Origin of the sequence: Proteiniphilum sp., assembly GCF_034927365.1 — a bacterium.
Taxonomy (GTDB): Bacteria; Bacteroidota; Bacteroidia; order Bacteroidales; family Dysgonomonadaceae; genus Proteiniphilum.
The window spans coordinates 94,194-111,203 of the sequence record NZ_JAYFQD010000008.1 but is presented as its reverse complement, the minus strand read 5'-3'; the positions used below and the strand labels follow the sequence as shown (position 1 = coordinate 111,203).

10 protein-coding genes are annotated in these 17,010 nt (G+C 44.6%); 1 reads left to right on the top strand and 9 read right to left on the bottom strand.

Features of this window, described 5'->3' with window-relative positions:
• Positions 1 to 237: 237 nt before the first annotated feature.
• The gene (locus VB073_RS06140) at positions 238 to 543 is read left to right on the top strand and encodes a hypothetical protein (protein WP_323403270.1); all 306 of its coding nucleotides are present in this window, start codon (positions 238 to 240) and stop codon (positions 541 to 543) included.
• Positions 544 to 655: 112 nt separating this feature from the next.
• Here VB073_RS06140 and VB073_RS06135 read toward each other — a convergent pair whose 3' ends face one another.
• The 9 genes from VB073_RS06135 to VB073_RS06095 form a co-directional block, all read right to left on the bottom strand.
• On the bottom strand, positions 656 to 2,032 hold the full coding sequence (locus VB073_RS06135; RefSeq protein WP_323403269.1) for a DegT/DnrJ/EryC1/StrS family aminotransferase: 1,377 nt from the start codon (positions 2,030 to 2,032) through the stop codon (positions 656 to 658).
• Positions 2,033 to 2,106: 74 nt separating this feature from the next.
• Entirely contained in the window at positions 2,107 to 3,681 is a 1,575-nt protein-coding gene (locus VB073_RS06130; RefSeq protein WP_323403268.1) for a phosphodiester glycosidase family protein, read from the bottom strand.
• Positions 3,682 to 3,716: 35 nt separating this feature from the next.
• A complete protein-coding gene (locus tag VB073_RS06125) occupies positions 3,717 to 5,405 on the bottom strand; it encodes a family 10 glycosylhydrolase (RefSeq protein ID WP_323403267.1) in 1,689 nt (562 codons plus the stop codon).
• A 90-nt stretch (positions 5,406 to 5,495) separates the two neighbouring features.
• The gene (locus VB073_RS06120) at positions 5,496 to 8,600 is read right to left on the bottom strand and encodes a heparinase II/III domain-containing protein (protein ID WP_323403266.1); all 3,105 of its coding nucleotides are present in this window, start codon (positions 8,598 to 8,600) and stop codon (positions 5,496 to 5,498) included.
• A gap of 322 nt (positions 8,601 to 8,922) precedes the next feature.
• Positions 8,923 to 10,614 carry a LamG domain-containing protein gene (locus VB073_RS06115; RefSeq protein WP_323403265.1) on the bottom strand — a complete coding sequence of 564 codons (1,692 nt, stop codon included), beginning with the start codon at positions 10,612 to 10,614 and terminating at the stop codon, positions 8,923 to 8,925.
• A gap of 79 nt (positions 10,615 to 10,693) precedes the next feature.
• Positions 10,694 to 12,139 carry a neutral/alkaline non-lysosomal ceramidase N-terminal domain-containing protein gene (locus tag VB073_RS06110; protein WP_323403264.1) on the bottom strand — a complete coding sequence of 482 codons (1,446 nt, stop codon included), beginning with the start codon at positions 12,137 to 12,139 and terminating at the stop codon, positions 10,694 to 10,696.
• 158 nt (positions 12,140 to 12,297) lie between these two features.
• The gene (locus tag VB073_RS06105; protein WP_323403263.1) at positions 12,298 to 13,701 is read right to left on the bottom strand and encodes a DUF4998 domain-containing protein; all 1,404 of its coding nucleotides are present in this window, start codon (positions 13,699 to 13,701) and stop codon (positions 12,298 to 12,300) included.
• Between the two features lie 14 nt (positions 13,702 to 13,715).
• Positions 13,716 to 14,996, bottom strand: coding sequence for a DUF4959 domain-containing protein (locus VB073_RS06100; RefSeq protein WP_323403262.1), 1,281 nt, complete (start codon positions 14,994 to 14,996; stop codon positions 13,716 to 13,718).
• Positions 14,997 to 15,034: 38 nt separating this feature from the next.
• A complete protein-coding gene (locus tag VB073_RS06095) occupies positions 15,035 to 16,999 on the bottom strand; it encodes a RagB/SusD family nutrient uptake outer membrane protein (RefSeq protein ID WP_323403261.1) in 1,965 nt (654 codons plus the stop codon).
• Positions 17,000 to 17,010: the final 11 nt, after the last annotated feature.

Genomic DNA, 17,010 nt, shown 5'->3' with positions numbered 1-17,010 from the left:
AAATGAATACGTGAAAAGCTTATTGAAAAATAAGAGAACTCCAACCGGGTGCAGGATAGCTAACGAAGGAAATATCTTCTTCCAGCTATCCTGTACTTCAATATTTTTGATTAAGAATCACTACTGTCGGCTAAAAAATGGACGGTTACTATCTCAGAACCTGATGCTGTTAGTAAAGACAGTCTGCAGAAAATAAAAGCTTATAATGGGGCACAAATCAGGAAACAATCGGAAGAAATGTCTGAGAGATATAATATAGAGAGCTTAACATTCCCGGTTAGTCCCCAATTTGCGGAAGAGTTGCACAAAAAGATGGTTTCATTTATTGGCAATTTTAAAGGAAAAGGTGTTCCCCGGAGAATTATAGGAGGGCATAGTGTCGTTTTTCGGAATGTAGTCGATGATGAGGTGTGGTCATTAAATATTAGAAATCCTAAAGGCTATCCTCTTAAAGAGCTGTGTATGCAAATTTTGACAAATGCAAGAGCCAATGAATTAGATGAATCAAAGTATATGGCCGTATTGAGTACATTAGAAGAATAACTAGTCGATATTCAGTAGACTGTACTTGTGAAATGGTATAATAAAAAAATTAGGAGGGTTTGCAAACCCTCCTAATTTCCTATCTACATTTTTTAGTACTACCATGCCCATTTTATTTGAGCTTCGCAACGTTATTATGGATTTTATCCACTGCGTTGATGATGTCGTCCATGTCGGATTTTGTGCCGAGCATGAGTCCTCCATTCCAGATCCAAAGGGCTGAATTGTAGGTTTTAATCAATGATGGACAATGATTTTTCTGTTTGTATTTTTCAAAATCCAGCTCGCTCGCAGAATAACACTTTTTATAAATGTCGGATGCGAATACCTCTTTAAGCATGGGTTGACCATAAAGCGGATCATTCGGATAGCCGGTTGCTACAGGCACACCTTCGGCGTTGAGGGCCTCAATAAACCGCTTGCGGGGAAGTCCGTCCATCTTGTCCTCATTGTATACCATCGCATAAATGTAATAAGAAGCGGCAGTGGCTCCTTTGTGTAATTTGACGGGTGAGACGCCGGGATATGCCGCGAGTTTTTCATTCAGGTATGCCCCGTTTTCGTTTCTTATTTTGTGTTGCTCTTCCAGTTTTTCCATTTGGCACAACCCTATGACAGCCTGATACTCGGCCATACGAATCTTGTTTGCCAGGATGAGTGCAGAGATAGAACTGATCTGTCCGGATACGGAGCCCGACGCATAACCAAAATTGTGGTACGAATAAAGGCGATCGTAATATTCTGTGTTGTCGGTCAGGATTCCACCTCCTTCGCCAATAGGGAGATTTTTCGATGCCTGGAAGCTGAAGCAGCCGGCATTTCCCCATGTTCCTACTTTTTTCCCTCCGATTTCAGCCAGGTGAGCCTGACAAGCGTCTTCCACAACGAATAAATTATGTTCCCTGGCGATTTTCATGATGGCGGGCATATCAGATGGATAACCACAAATGTGAACCGGAAGAATACCCTTGGTCCGAGGAGTGATTTTTTTCCTGATTTGTGCCGGATCTATTTGAAAGGTCGTCGGATCAATATCCGCGAAAACCGGCATGGCACCTTTATAAAGGATGCCAAAAATTGAGGCGCTGAATGTGTAAGGAGAGCAGATTACCTCGTCGCCAGGACCAATGTTGGATTGCATCCATGCGGCGCTCAAAGCGTTGGTACCATTTACCGTCGAGAGACAATGCTTCGAACCGTGCATTTCTGCCCATTTCTTTTCAAATTCGGCTACATTTTTGCTACGTGACCAGGTCAGGCTACTCATCACTTCTTTCATCTTCGGATCGAACTTTTCTGCATTCCATTGCGGCCATTTTTGCCACTTCTTATCTCCTCGAACAGATTTTCCACCGAGAAGTGCAAGTTTATCTGAGGTATCTTTCGAGTTGGCGAAAACGGGACTGGAAATTCCTGATATGGCTACTCCTGCAGTTGCTGCTGCTGCCGTGCTGATAAAATGACGGCGACTAATTTCATTACTTTTCATATTGGAACTATTTTTTAATAAAACATTATTATTCTGATGTGTTATCGTTGCTTAAAAGCTTGATTTATTTTGTTTTAATTATTTATTCTCGTTGTTACCATGATCCCGTTAGCAACAGCCCGTTCGTTGGTGTCGGATGGTTTGTTTTTCACTTCCCCATTGACAACCATGGCAGAAGAACCTCCTCCGTCGAGGTTCACCGCGCTATATGCACCCAACGCCTTCAGGATGGCTCCTACCTGTCCGGTTGTTGCTCCTACTGAATAATTTGACTGGCGCCCGTCGATCACGACAAGGTATGCTTTATCTTTGAGCAGCGAATATCCAATAGCCGTACGAGGATGCGCTTCTTTCCACGTTTCGACCGGGCTCCCGTGCCGTAGGATTACATCCCCGTAACCAACAGTATGTATCCGTTTATCGGAAATTTTAATGGTTCCCGACTTTATATCCATCTGAACGCCTACTCTATCGCCAACCTTCAGGTTATCGAGAAACGTTTTGGAGTCATTCCCTGCCGATTCATTGCCAACCAGTATGGCACCCTGCCCATTAAAATCTTTCCCTTTGTAGGGGCTGGCAGCCGGGATAGTTGTTTCCACGTTGTATTCAATCTCCTTCACAATAAACTCCATCCGGTCGTTCACTCTCCATTCTCCTTCGGGATATGAAAGCGAGACCATTGTACTGGTGTAAGGCGACCAGGCAAAAGCCGAATCGGTAGGATAAGAGTTTGCAAGGTTATTGAACAAGACCAGCTCTCCGCGCTTGGCGAATCCGTTTACTTCTGCCAATGGAAACGATTGTCCTCCCGCGTCTACTTGCCCCGAGAAAGAGAGTTGATCGTGATGATCCAGCGTTCCATTGTCTTTGATAATAAACCCGGATGTGTACGAAGCAGTATAGGGGGTTTGCACGACCATCCCGTTGGCTATTTCCATTCCGAGCGGCCGGTTATTGATGTAGGCGTATCCCGTGGTGTTATTGGCGGATAGGAGATAGAAGTCCCCGTTTATCACGGCAACGGGTTTATATCCCTCGGCTTCAAGTATTGCCCGTTTACGGGCATACATGGCCGTCGGGCGTTCGACATTACCCCAGGTTGCCGGCGACGCGGGGCAAACTTCCAACCGGTTACTGGTCGGGGAAGATACATCTACCTCCAGAGAGTTAACCACCAATCCTTTTCCAAGGGTTCCAAACCCGTTGACAAATTCGGGAATACTAAACTTAAACCATGTTACGCCCGGGGCGATCTCGGCATAATCCAAGGTGTCGATTACGTAGACTGTATTGCCTATGCTCACCTTGAACGCCGCGGGGGATACCGAGACGGGTATCCTTTTTTCCACGCTCCCCGATTTCACCGTTATGTGAACTGTTCCCGCGGCTATCCCGGTTACGGTTCCACTGGTTGAAACGGTAGCCACGTTCTTATTGTCTGAACTCCACGTGAACGACACCTCCGGGACATCCGACGGAATTGGCTCGGCTTTTAATTGTTGGACTTCCCCGATTGACAAGTTCAATATATCCGGCGTCACTTTTATGCCTGTCAGAACCGGCATCGCTTCTTCGATGTTGTCTTTGCAGTTCCAACCCAACGAGAAAGATAAAAGGAGAATGGCAATCGGCACGTATCTGTTCATATTGATGATTTTGTTGGATGTAATCATAGTTGTGATCAGTGGCTGTATCGTTGGATCACTTCTACCATTTCATCCGAGAAATAGGAATAGGCAAACAGGCAAAATCCCCGATAGCCGTATTGTTTTACCATCTCAAGTTGTTTGTTGACAACCGCGGTATCCAATGGAAGAGCGGGATTCGTCTTTGTGTAAAGTTCTATTCCCGGATATATTCTTTCCGACATACCTTCGGGGGTATAAAGTACCTGCTCATCGAGAATATCCTTTAATATATCCACCCTATCGGTATAATTCATCGGGAAAATATAGTCCACTATATTTTCGCTCAGGAGCTCCCTACTGTCGCGATAAATACCATTGTATTGTTGTGGTCCCACTCCGGAGGCGGATGTGACGGGCAGATTCGGATCTTTCTTCTTTACCATCTTAGTTACCTCACGGAAAAGTTCCTTGATATGGATAGCCCTCCAGTCAATCCATTGTTTACGTTTCTCACCCATCGGGTCGGGACCGGTTATTCCTGCCTCTTTCCGGAGACCGGTAATGGCATCCCTGAAATAATCCATTACCTGTGGGGAATCGCTGCTCATTAGTTGGAAGCCGATAACCGATACTTTCCCCTTTTCTTTCCGGTTCACGGTCACCACGGGTTCATCCGAATCCAAACGGGCAATGATGTCCGCGTTTTCAGGAATCAGGGAGCTTCCCGTGATTCTAACCTGAAGTGTATCGACTGCTCTCCCGAATAGTTCATCAGAAACCTGCAGTTTAATCCGTTCAGCCTTGAAGCCTTCAACACCTTTTAACCCGGTCAACTTACGGAGCAACTCTTTTTCAAATAGACTGTTGTCCGGTGAGAGCCAGATGATGTCGCCACCCCGTTTTACATACTTGTCCAATGCCTTGGCCATTTCAGCCGGTATATGATTGTAATAGGAAATGATAAGCAATCCCGGAGCTCTTAATGCATCAATATTGGCCGTTTTTTCAGAAATATAGGCATAACCGATACCCGTACGGTTCAGGTTGCGTTCGAGGGTACCTAAAGTGGCCACGTAAGGAGTACTTGCATCAGGGCATAACATTCTGACCGGATAATGATCCTGATCCGGTGGAACAATCCGTTCGGGATGATCGAAAAAATCTCTGGGATCAAAATTGTAAGAGGCTTTAAAACGGTTGACCGCTGCTTCGGAATAATCGAAGGCTGCATTCCAGTAGCGGGAATAATCGAGATGAATACCGTCAATATCATATTCCAGCAATTCTTCCAGTACCGACAACAGGTATGGGTTTACATCCGGGTGTGCTGCCGACAAGAATACATGATCGTAGTTGTTGTCCACAAATGGTTTGCTTATCCAGTCGGGATGCTTGGGTTCCGAATAATAGGTGCAGCTCCAGGGTTGTACCTTTATGTCGGCAGCATGTGCTTTCTCAATCAAATAGGCGAGTGGATCATACTTTTCGTCGGCATTTACCTTGCCGATAAAGTTCTCAGATTTGAACCATACCTCATTCCGCAGCATAATATCGGGTATAAGCATATTGATGCCAGCCCGGCTGCACTTTTCAATCAGCTTGTCTACCGTTTCACGATCTTTGAATCCCGGTGGATCTACCCAAAGGGCACGGATATGGAATTGAGGCCCGACAGACGTTTTGTGCGAGATTTCGTTACATCCCGGAAGAAGAACCGTCACCATTATGATTTGAATAATCATAGAAAAGCTTATTCTTTGGTAGCGTAACCTTTTCTTCATTGCCTTAATAGTCTTTGCAAACATACTGATAATAATTAATATAAATGAATTTTATTTTTCCCACTCAAATGAAGATCTAATCAGAAATTCATCGCCCACACCGATATTCGATAACCAGGCTTCATCACCTACCTCTAATGAAGTAAGGGAAGAACTCTCTTCCATCACTAATGTGCCACCATTTTCCAGCGAAGTCAAAAGGCCGATCTGGCTCAGGTTTTTATCAAGAAGGGTTGTTCCCATGTAATATGGAGCAAAAGTGAATGTCGTTTTTGTTGTCAACCTGTTCTTTTCAAGGTTATCAACGCGTAAGCGTCCCACCAGTAAATCATCCCACGTTGTTATTTCCAATATCCCATTATTCATTTTCACATTCTGCAGTGGATGGACGGTGGTTCTGTAAGGATTGGTAAAGAAAGCGACATATCCCGAGAAAGTTTTGAAAGGATATTTCATTTTTTTATTTGGCTTCACTTGAAATACCCGGTTTGATGCATCGACTTTTACTACTTTTCCTCTGACTTCTTTCGCGAAAAACTTTTTCTTCCCGGAATAAAAATAAGATCCGCCGCTATAAAAAACGCGCACTAATTCACCTTGTTTAAAAGTAGCCACCATTGTAGCTGCATCCGTTTGGATGTCAAAACCGGATAATACTTTTGCTGATTCTACAGGGTCATGGATGATGACATCTCTCAGGGTACCCCGATCCACCACCACCACTTGTCCGTTTCCTTGTTCCGGTTTGGTGAGCTGAGCACTCCGGATGAAGGGGCGATCTCCTTTGTATGGTTCCAGAATACTCACAAATATACTGTGCAGTGAGTCTCCCTTTTCCGATTTCCGAGTTGCAATCAAGTACTTTAAGAGATGTTCCTTTGACCGGGGTTTATTATAGGCATCAGCGATTGAAACCTCCTGGACGTCGTCCGACAACAATTGGATGCGGAGGCGTGCATCTTCATCATACAGATGACGGTATTCTAACATCCCATTTCCGCTTTCAAGCCGTTGTACGTTGAATAGATGCTGGAACCCGGATCCCCGGTATCCTGCGTAACCGATCTTGTCTCCTTGTTCTTGAAGATTTTTATTATCATATATTGTCCCTGGTTTGATGTCAGTCCCTGCAAAAGAGCCGGTTAGAGTATCACTCCATGTACTGCCCGGTGAATAAATCTGACCGGGAGGACCATGTAGGGAGTAATCATGTCGGTTGCCTCCCTCTACATGAAAGAAATCTACGAAATAGCTTTGTGAATCTTCAGTATCGATCATCACGATATTCCTTCGGTATACTTTTGTTTTCAAATAAGCGGAGGAAGAGGCGTCCATTGCTCTGGCAAAAGTGCCGTCCACAAAACCATGCAATACTCCGGGGAGATTTCTCTCCTGCCGTTTTTCATCCACAACCACGGTGTTGTGGGAGATTGTATTTTGCGACCAGGTGTAAATCCCCTGTACATAATTGTTCATTGCATCAGGATATCCCAAATCGGGCATCATCTTCTGTCCGTTGGCAAAAATCTCAATATTCAGGAAATCCCAGTGATAATGAGAATAGTGCATGCCGTAGGTGAAAGAGACGGCTGTGTTGTCTGCTCTGTTGTTTAATATCCCTAATCCGTATCCTGCAAAAAGTCGTGACGATTGAGGCGGGAGCACCCTATCTGTTTTCACAGTGTCCGGGACAGAAGGGAGTGGCTCCCGGAACAGTGCTCTGAAAGAAGAAAAAATTGTTCCTTCCGGCAATTTCAACCAGTTGAGGTAACGGGCATCTTTATAGTAGTTATATGCTATATGATAGGTATCGTTATTTTTTCCTGTAATTCCTCCCAAAACAGAACCTCCGTCTCCGCAGTCCGGTGTGTATAGGCCGATTGCCACCATATCCAGTGGAGCGTCCAGCATTTTCTTTAACCTGAATTCAGAAAAAAGGTTTATATTGTCTTTGAGGAGTGTTTCCGCTATATCAGTCAGACTTACTACCCATATATTATTGTAGCCCGGTGATTCGAAAGGGATTCCGTCCCTTCCTATCTGGTTATACAGGGCATATCGTAAGCCGTTTGTAGCCACGCGGGGGGAGGGTTCATTGAGCATCCTGTCCATTGCCTTGTCCCGCCCTGCATGTTGACGGGATAGATGCAGTGCTACGAGGGCATTCTGGTGCATTCCGAAATTTCCCAATATCTTTTCCTGTTGAATCGCATCCAACCCTTCCTCCAGCAGATTAGCCTCGATAAATGCCCGAATCTCTTCTCCCGTCTTTCCCGTACGTTGTTGTAATTCCATTTCCCTATCAATTTGCACCCATACCATATCATACACTTCAGCAAAATTTTTAATCATATTGGTTTCCCATATCCGGTTAAGAATTTTACCCGGATAACGTGTATTCCGTTGTTTCATGAGCATGCCATAGCGTGATTGGTTTTCGTGGTCCATCGACGGGTATACCGAAGCGATACGGTATAGCATGTCGATGGCTTGTGAGGCATATTGCTTGTCTCCGGTCAGAAGATAAGCCTGTCCCAATACCAGCAGTCCGGGGCTGATATAGGAACGCCACATTTCCTGATTGGCGTATGCGACGAACCAGTAGCGGTCACCTTGTGGAGAGAGCCATCCCCAACCATCATCCACATATTGTGTATCCCATCCTTTTTTCTCGGTGAATCCACTGCTGTAATATGCCGCGTAGTCATTGCTCGGGAATACCTCTCCGTCTATGGGGCATTTCACATGGAAAGGGTGTTTGGGATCTATAATCCAAGGGTATGCTCCTCTGGCTTTAAACACTGAATCCCCATGAACGGGACACCCTACTGTGCTAAGGTCGAATGCACGGGGGACGGATGCTTCCGTAATCAAGTGAGACAATTCTTCACCAGTGAATTCAAGCCAATAATCAGCTCTCTTCAAGATTGTTTTTTGAAGGGATTTTGCCGATGTGTACCGGCTAATGTTATCTTTTGCCAATAAGACAAGTGTATCGGGGTAGATCATTCGCTTATCCTTTGACGGATATTTAATATCCCTTTCCGGCGCTTTCCTGAACGGAGAAATTATATCTTGCCCCAGAGATTGCGACAGAAGCATGACCCTGGGAAAGAGGAAAATAATGAGAAAAACAGGAAGTGTCCGTAATTGCATAACTTAGCTAAGTTGTCTAATAATTTTTTATTAAACATGTTCCTAATTGACTAACTTACAAATATATATAATTACTGCTATCTTCTGAGGTTATTTGCGAAATATTGCCCTCAAAAGACGTTGTCTTAGGGAGAAAACTTTTCATTTTTTTATCAAATACCTATATCTGAAACAACTTTGATTTTACACTACCAATTTCGAGGAAGGTTTAAAGACCAGACACCATTACTAAGCGGTGGAACCATTTCTCCAGCAATCCATATTTTATCTTTAAATACAAAAACAGAGTGTTCATTTGAAAGATCTAGATGCATTTAATAGTTTATTTTTGAATATTCCAAGGTATTTTTATTTTTGCTAATGATTTAATCTCTTTTTCTTTCAAAACCCTGTTATATAAACGCACTTCATTTATCTGACCATTAAAAATATCGTACTGACCAAAACCAATCCTCATAGGTGCAGTGGAATCCATATTAAATCTTAATGAGTCAGGTATTTGAGTTTTATTCACTAATTGTCCATCTACATACAGTTTGAGGGTATTGGCTGATTTTAAAGCTGCAATATGATGCCATCCGGCGGGGAAAGATTGATCCCAGGCCACTGATTTCCCAGCTTCATACGAATAAATATGCCCGGAAGGGAGAGTACTGCAATACACCTTTCCGTGGTGTTCAACCATCGTCCAGGCTCGCCGGTATTTCACATTTTTCGTTTTATCCAATTGATCCATTCTCTTCCAGATAGTATCACCTTCATATAAATAGGTTTCAGCTAATGGTAATGTTCCTCCCAGCAACTGCCCATTGTGAACTATCAAGCCCATTACTTCCAATTCGTCACCAAGGCGTCCGGCGTCCTTCCAATTATTTATATCCTCATAGGCAAATACTCTACCGCTTGGCCAGGTTGAAACATAAAGCTGTCCCTGATATACTGCAAATCCGTAGGTTTGGGTATTTTCCCCCACCTTGCCGCAATCTATCCAGTCTTTTCCATCATATCGGTAGACATTTCCCACATCATAACTTGTAGCAAATAAATATCCGTTGAAGATTCCAAAACTCACAATTCGTTTGCCATCAGGTGTTCCACAATCCTCCCACTGGTTATTTTTATTATATTTAAAAAAACCAGGTGAATATAAAGAGCTTGCGTACAATTCTCCTTTATAAACAACCAATGAAACGATGGCTTCTACTCCGGGTAATTTTCCGCAATCGATCCACTTATCCGGTTCCTCAAATTGAAAAACCCTTCCTCCTAAAGCAACATTCTCAGATTCAGGCAAGGAAGAGCCTGCCACCCTATATTTGCCGGTGGCCGCGTAGAGTTTTCCTTCATATTCAGTGAGGGCAAAAACAGTGTTTGACTGGTCGGGTGTTCCGCAATCAATCCAATCCTGATGAGCAGAATCATACCGGTAGACATGTCCTGCATCTCCCAACTCCGGCTCGCATGTTCCGGCAAACAGAGTTCCTTTATATTCCGTTAAACCAAATGCCAGTAAAGCATTCCCCGGCCTTCCACAATCCTCCCATTGAGTGGATATATTATCGTCAATCCCGAAGCTCAATTGCCTGAAGTTACCTACTCCGGTGGGAGAAGGATTGGTTTTTACACTAAGATGAAACCCTTTTCGTTCACTTAAATCATATCTACTGAGAATATCTCCTGTAATATCATTTTCTGTATCTGAAGCATTTACCCATACGGCAATACTAAAATCCTTGTCTGCCAACTGTATTTCCGGTGAGATAGGAACTTCAAGCCATGATTTACCCCCTTTAAAACCACCCACATGATCTTTATCGTTTACACCATATACACTTTGCTCTTTAGTAAGGAGGTTATTTCCGGAATGATCCAGTATATCTTCGGATAATTTCCAATAGCCTACCAATCCCTGGTCTACAGTAGTCTTATTTGTGGATTGGAAATGGCATGAAAAACAAATAACGCTCACAATGATTATCGGAGAAATAAGGAATATATTTTTAATTTTGTGCATAATTTTTAAAATTGTTCATCAGCTTGGGGTCAAACGATCCATCATCTTTCTGATAGTTGATTAATTATCCTTCTACAAGTTATTCCAATTCAGACACGGCCTTCCGTACAGCTTTTCCAATTCGTTCTTCCACATCCCCTGCCCATCTCCAAGCCGGTCGACCATATTCATCCAGATGTGATCCGCCTTCATAACCTCCTTCTTCCCATACCCGGCGGGAAGGAATATAGGCGGCCATTTCATTCGCATATCCACATATCCAGGTAGTATGGCGATCATATTCTTTTTTAAACCGCAAAGAATAATCCACTACAGCTTCTCCTCCTGTTCCGATAAAAAGTAATTCATTTCCTAATTTCCAGGCTTGAACCGGATAGGGGTAGGATTTTTCTAATTCAATACCGTTATCTATTTTTTCCAGCATCCTTTTAGCCCATCGGGCATGCAATCTACTATTCCCTTCGGCGATAGGCAATAATTTTTCTCTGGTAACCATTTCCTCGTATTCGAGGGGTACATAGTCAAAAGCGGTCTTTATACCCGAAGAAATTGGGTCCATGGGACCCGCTAAAACTTCCTCTACAGCATCAGAAAGCATTTTCCCATATTTTTCACATAACTCCAATTTTCTTCTCGGCAATGGATTTTGATCCGCTCCGCACCCATTGAAAAATAAAGCAGCCATACCCGGGTTATTCTTTTCAAGGTTTATTTGAGCAAACCCGGGATAATCGCCACTCCAGGCATTAAAAGAAATTGTTGTAGCGTGGCAGGCATAGCCAAACAAGGCGCTGATTAAGTTTCCACTCTCTCCTTTTATAGCCAATACAGGCACAGAATGATCGACAGGGCCTTTCAATTCCTTTCCGGACTTCAACATCTCTACGACCTCTGATTCTTTATTCTCCCTTCGATTTACAGCAAACGTACATTTTCCTTCTCCTTTAAAAAGTTGGGCTGGTTGCCAGTTTTCCAGTGCCTCACCCACCGCTTCTATTACCTGATCTCCCATCCAATCAGAATACTCATCCACTAATCTTTCCTGCTCCTTTTCCACTGGATAATAATCCGTCAGATCATCTGTTAGCCGGGGACCGGAATGATTATGAGAAAAGGTCAGCATAAAGTCTTTACGCTCGATGCCAAAGCGTTGATTGATTTTCTGATATATGTTTTCATATACTGTTTTCGACATACCTTGATTGTCTGTAGTGGCCAGCACCACTATTTTATCATTCGTATCCTTTAAAGCCAATACCTTAACATATAAGTCGTGAATTTTTCCATACGGTACCCGCTTATGATCATATCCGGCCAACCATACTTTGGTCCTAGGTGTGATTCCTTTTCTGCTTACTCCCACCTGCCAGTTGTAACCGGGCAATATTTTTTTATTTTCGGATGGGATTTCGGAGTCGGAATAAATACTATTTGATAGAATGGGATAGGGCAGGATTGTTGCAAGAGAGGTTCTTGAAACAATGGTGAGAAACTTTCTTCTGGAGGTGGAAGGGAACTTTTCCATTACAATTAAAATTTATTTTTAGAGGTATTATATAGAACTCGTATATTACCCTGTTTTATATGCTCGTTGTATAATTTGAATAAACTGCCTGATAATAAGATTTTATACTTACTATCAGGCAGGCAATTCATGATCAAAAGAATGAAGTTGTCCGTAGTCTATTCTATCACCCAGTAGTTGTTGGTTGCATTGAAATCGAACTCATAAAACTCTCCGTTCGCATCCACTGCAATCAATTTCTGGCCGACCGTGATCAGTTTTACAAATTTATCCCAGCCGCTACCTATTTTATTCAACCCCCGATGAATACCTATCGTGGAAATGGGAATACTCCACAGGTAACCTTCCGCATCCACCGCTACGATATATTTACTATCGAACAACGTGACCGGATTGTACAGGAAATTGGTAGCTACCGCGGTATTGGTCGGATTTCCCAGGACGGCTTTGTTGTTTACATACCACGCATTCATGGCGCCGGCAGCCGAGATGACAAAGAAGAAACCCCTGGCCGGTATAAATACCGGAAAGGTAAATCCTGTTCCGAAATAGTTATTGGCGCCCGATTTGACAAAGGTAAGCTCGTAATTCTCTATTTGGAACATAAATATCTGGTTGTTGGTGCCCACCCCTATAAATTTATCGTCATCGTAAAAGAAAAACTCGCGGTAGGTGGCTCTTGGAACCAATCCGGGATAGGATTCGCTTTGGGTGAGCGATCCGTCTGCGTTCAGTTGATACAGGATCAGATCGCCCTGAAGATTCCATTCATACAGGCTTGTGGCGGTATGTTCGGAATAGCGGCTGTTCGGGTTTCCGGGGAAGGATATTTTCTTCCCGTTTTCAAATACCGCTTTCGGGGCTTTATGTTCTTGATAACGGCCATACACCGTATCCATTCCCTGTGGCAGGAAAAAGACGTTCCGGAAATGGAATTCCGCTCCGTCGGCAAAATTGGCCAGTTCCACCTCGTTGGTCGCCCTCTCGATCTTTATCGTTTTTTCTGCACCCTGGTTGTCGGTGTAAATAATTTGGGAATAGACCACACTGTCGCCTGCTGTGGCCGGTGACAAAGCCAGTACATAATTCGACTGCTCGTAATTGAATACCATTTTGGTCAGCCTCCTTACCCGTAAGCCGTCGGCAAAAGTTTCTCCCCATACCGTTGCCGTGGCAGAAGTGAATAGAGAAGTTTGGCCATTGCTGTTCACGTTCCGGAACTCGAAAAGGGTAGATCCTTCGGGCAGGTTCTCAATAATAATCGAATCTCTCAGCAGGTCGGAAGAGGTTCGGGTGACATTTCTCACGATAGAGTCCTGCCGCTCGTTCCAGTAAATAATAGTCTGTTCAATTTTCGGGTCGGAACCGAGATACCATGTGAGTTTGGCTTTACCAAAACCGGGTATCGACTTGATGGAGTCCACTTTGCCCAAATAGACCTGCTCCTCCCGGTCTGCAAATTCCCGCTGAATTTCATTCATATCGTCACAGGATATGATGCACGCGAGGACTGCGAGCAGGCTCAATAATGCCGTAATCAGTTTATTTATCATCTGTTTCATTTGTTAATCGTTTGTTATTCTTGTGGGACCGTATTATCGCCAAAGAAAGATATCTCGCCCATGGAGAAATAATTATCTGCTCGCATGCTTCTGGCAATTTCACGGACAAAAATACGGATATACCGTACGGGAGCCGCATTAAGTGGCATCTGGTATTCTGCACCGTTAGCGGACAGCGTTTGTACATCAGATGCGACAGTGTAATAGGGGGCTGCATGATAGCCTAAATATTGCCAATCATCTTTAAAGGTCCTGTCCGGAAGTGCTTGCGTGGGATCCTCGCCGAGGATATGTCCGGTGACAAGGCTCAATGAATCGAGCCAGTAGGGACGGTTCTGTAGTAGGCTGAAATCGATCTTGTTGGTCCCCCATATTTCCATTGCCGTAATATTTACCTGTCCGTAAGGAGAATTCAAATGATAAAAATGGTGAATAATGCGGCTAAGTTTAACCACCTGTTTCATATCGATGGTAATCGACAAGCCACTGCCACCGGGATTCGTCAACCATCCATGCGAAGCGGTGTTCACGATATTATCCCACAAGGTGTTGGTAGTACGGCCTGATAAATTCGTAGTGTTATCCCATGGAATGCTACTACGGAAATCGACATACGGTTTCGGCACCATTGTTTCGAAAAACGGTGTGGTAGTGAGCTGTATCGTATCTGAAATATTGCCCCATTTATCTTCGAACGACAAGGCGAATGTAGTCTCTTTCGCTTCGTATCCCCTGAAAGAATGTGTCTCTTGCACCATTGTCGAGTAATAGACCTCCCGGGTTACCAGCTCATGAAATAAAGAATCATCCAATGTCATCAGGCGCACTCCTAATTCAGTGCCTACCGGATTTTCCCATACCGCGACAATTCCCCCGAATCCCGGCACCATATCCAATGATTCCATGCTGATATCGATAATCGATTCTAACGGTTCGAACTCTACCTCTAACGGTTCCGATCTCTGCTCGAACTTGTTTACTTTATAGAGGGTCGCTTTTACCCTGTCCACCCTGTGAAACCCCTCGATTGTAATCGAATTCTTATGCACTGAAGATTTCTCGGTAAAGATTTTTCCGTTTCGCTCGTATTCGGCCATCACATACATGATATCCGGATCGTTGGGCATGGTATAGGTGATCGTAGCCCCGCCATTGATAGGCGTCACTGTATATGCTGTGAGGGGGCCGGGATTCCACGGTCCCTCCGGTTCTCCCGGCGCTGTAGAAATATAGTCGGTGCAAGCGAAGAAAGAACCCACCAGCAAAACTGCTATTATATAACTAAATTTTTTCATCCTATTATATTGTTTTTTAATAAAAAAATATATCGTGGTTATTGCCAGCCGTAAGTCTGCACTAAGTTGGGATTAATCCTCAGGTCGTAAATCCTCAACGGGCTTAAATAATCCCTGAAAGTTACCTGACGGTCATACGCGGGAATATGTTGCAGCACATAAAAATCTTCCGGATCTTTTGCCGTATTTGTCCACCTCATGTATGGAAGCGACCAGTACTGGTCGGCTGTTTTCCAGCGGCGGACATCCCACCAACGCTGCGCCTCAAAAGCCAGTTCAATCACCCGCTCTTGCCGGATAATATCTCTCATTCCTACTTTATTTGACGGTTTATCGGGATTTACGGATGCGCTTGCCCACGATTCTTCCACTCCCTTTAAGCCGGCATGTTCCCTTACCTGGTCAATCCAATAATAAACCTCTGCATCGGGCTGCTCCTTCACTTCATTGAGAGCTTCGCTGTAGAGCAGATAAAGGTCGGCAAGGCGAATCAGCGGAAAGTGGTAAGGATGGGCGGTATAGCGGTATGCCGCGTTACCCTGGCTGGCCGAAGATTCAAACGGGATGATCTTTTTGGGAAGGTAACTGCCGGTAGAGAACACTTCCCCGCTCCGCCATCTCATGAAAGGAGAGAACGAAGCACCGCCGTCGGTTGTGGTAGTGGCAAGCTCGTAGTATCCCCGGTCGAAAGAGAGGTCGGCATAGAATCGCGGCTCACGGTTAAAATGGATTTCTGCCGTGGTTTCTCCGGTGGCGATATAGGATTCGTGCTTGTCTCCCGGTGTAGCACGGCGCACGCCGAACCGTCCGGCATAATTATAGTCCTTGTCTTCATTGATCGGCACCCCGTTGTTGCTGTAAAACACTTCCACCATCTGCCACGACGCATCGTGATAATGTACATAGCTCTGCTGGTCTTCCGCATATATATATGGGAAGAGACGTCCCAGCAAATCACCGAGAATAGCATATCCCAGCCCAGTGGCATTCCCTTTTGCATTGGCAGGCATCTCCATGGTCGCCCAGATTACCCCCGTATTCAGCCTGATATCCTCGGTAATGGCTTTCCGGATAGTCATCAGTTGCACTACTGTATCGTTCATATTATACGTTTGCGGTCCGCCGGCGTATTTATTGAATTTATAGAGCTGCAATCCCCCTTCGTGGCAGGCGTCGATCGCACTTTTGATGGCTGTTGCCGCCCTCTCCCATTTTGCGGGATCGTACGTGTCGGGTATCAATTGTATTCCGCGGTTGTCCACCCAGTTTTTATAGTCGGGATTTCCGTTGAACAGGGGGCTTGCTCCCCATACCAATACTTTTGCTTTCACAGACAAGGCGATAGTTTGCGAAATGCGTCCCAGTTCGGATGACGGGTCGGGGAGTACCAATGGCAGGCCTTCGACCGCTTCGTCCAGCAGGTTCACGATATAATCCACGCAGACGTCTATCGGTTCGCGATAGGCCTGCAGTTCCTCGGGGCTCGACGAGAGAGGCATCTCCTTGTCGGCGAGCACAATGGGGCCGTATAACTGCATCAAAAAGAAGTGGTAATAGGCTTTCAGGAATTTTACCTCCGCAATCCACCGGGCACGTTCTTCCTCCTGTATATCCCGGGGGATATGGATGTTGTTCAGGAAAATATTGCAATCGCGTATGGCGACGTACAGGCTCTTTCCGCCCTGGTTTCCCGACCAGAAATCGAGATAGGGACTGTTCGTGTTTTGCTGCCCGAGGGCAGTCAACGCTGCTACTGATCTCAGCGACCGGGAATCCCTTGGGAAAAGTTCGTCAAAACTGGTGTACCACCCGGGATAAAAGAACGGGTCGGTGATATCGGGCAGGTGGGAATAACAAGTTCTCAAAAATTTTTCTGCTACCGATCGGTTCGAAAAAGCATGATCAAGACTTGGTGCATCTTCCGGTACCACATCCAAATAGTCGCAACTAACTATTCCCATCAGGAATAAAAAGGCTGTTATTCTTATAATTATATTTTTCATTTTAAACATGA